Origin of the sequence: Natribacillus halophilus (assembly GCF_900100185.1) — a bacterium.
In the GTDB taxonomy this organism is placed as follows: Bacteria; Bacillota; Bacilli; order Bacillales; family Marinococcaceae; genus Natribacillus; species Natribacillus halophilus.
The window spans coordinates 1-1,687 of sequence record NZ_FNEN01000043.1 but is presented as its reverse complement, the minus strand read 5'-3'; the positions used below and the strand labels follow the sequence as shown (position 1 = coordinate 1,687).

At 43.4% G+C, this 1,687-nt stretch carries 1 protein-coding gene; it reads right to left on the bottom strand.

Features of this window, described 5'->3' with window-relative positions; genetic code table 11:
* Window positions 1–99 precede the first annotated feature (99 nt).
* Window positions 100–1,548: an IS4 family transposase gene (locus BLS58_RS17090; RefSeq protein WP_090400355.1), complete on the bottom strand. Its 1,449-nt coding sequence runs from the start codon at window positions 1,546–1,548 to the stop codon at window positions 100–102.
* Window positions 1,549–1,687: the final 139 nt, after the last annotated feature.

The window sequence follows — 1,687 nt, the reverse complement described above, 5'->3', positions numbered from 1 at the left end:
CTCGAGTTTCGCACCCCAAATAGCAAGGGATTCAGCGTAACTATGTGAATCTATAACCCTTATATGGCAGTGCTTTCCCCGAAATTCCATTTTCGGCCTTTAAGCGACATTATCGCCGTCAAATAGTTGATTGACCAAAAACGAGTCTTCAAAAAGGGTTTTAATATACTGGTATTCCTCGGACATCTTAAAGGCATGAATATCTACTACTCCTGACTCTGAGATGGCCGTGATAACCACGTCCAGAAGCTCATCAAACATTTCCCATAGCTGTTGCGCCATATTTTTCTCTACCAAGTCGTCTTTAATCTCTTCAAATAACCCTCCCAAAGTCTCGTAGTCGTTGACCCGTCGGAAATAAGACAAAAAGGCATACAGGATGTAGGTCGTCGTTACATGGGCAATTTGCGCGTCAAAATCCCGAGATTGGCACTTACCCAGGCTAAGCTGTTGTTTCGTCTCTCTGAAAAAAACTTCGATGGTCCAACGCACCGAATAGACCTCCATTGTTTCAATAAATGATAAGCCAGAATCTGTGGAGAGATACAGTCGCCAGTCTTTTTGATACGGAAAGCGACAAAAGAACAATTTGACGGTTTCATCAATCCCCGGGTAATAAACGGTGACTTCATAATACCGGGTATTACGTTTGCGGCAACGCTTTTCTTTACCCTCGTTTTTCAGGGTTTTCAGTAGTTCCTTCGCATGCATGTCCTTCCCTCGGTAATGGTACTTTCTCCAGTCCTTACGGACAGCACAAATGACGTGCATCGCCCCATTTTTAACCTCTCTGCACGTACGGATAAAGTCCTTGCTGGCAAACCAACTGTCTACGAGGACATACTTGGCCTTGAATCCGTGCTTCACCGCTCGTTTGAGCATACGTATCGCATTCGTAATTTTGTCGACCTCGCATTCCTTTTTGCGCTTGGCACCGTTTGAGCGAGAGTCACGCTTCTTCTGATATTGCTCTTTCCGCTGTTTCTTGTATAGCTTCTTTTCAGAATGAAGACTGAAATCAAGAGGATTAAAGCTTTTCCCATCAAAGAGGCCCATGGTGAGGTTTTTGAACCCGAGCGTTGCTTTGGATTTTTTGCGTCCGGCCACATGGTCGTGGACGTAAGAAACCTTTTCAATCCGGCGGCCAACACGCTCGTCGATGGTATCATCAAAGATAAAAGCCGACTTATCGTCCACGTCCTGATCAGGGTTAACCAAACACTGAAATTGCTTAGACACATGAAGAAGCAGGTTGCGCCAAGGCATCTGGGCATTGTTTTTCAAACGATAAATCGTATCCTTTTGCATTTTGGTTACCTGTTTGTATCCACTTTTGTAGAAGGCATTGATGCTGTTTAAAAGCATTAGCGGAAACACCAACATTAACGTGATGATGTCGGTGACGGGATATCCTTGCTGTTTCTTGAATCCAACCTTATGACAAAGGGAGCGGAAGTTGAACGATTTCATAACATCCCTTACAATAGAATCAATTGAAAATCCATGAGTTTGAATTACTTTTTCAATCTCTTTGGTTTTTCCCCGCATGTGATAACACGTCCTTTTGGCATGATTTGGATTGGTACCTTAATTATACCAAAAGCCCTGTGTTCATGCGGGTTTTTTATGGATTTTATGCGGATTCAAAGGCCATTTTTTCTTGGTTTATCAAGGTGCGAAACTCGAG

Coding starts and splice junctions, on each gene's coding strand:
- BLS58_RS17090 (WP_090400355.1), bottom strand. CDS start 1,548: ATGCGGGGAAAAACCAAAGAGATTGAAAAAGTAATTCAAACTCATGGA.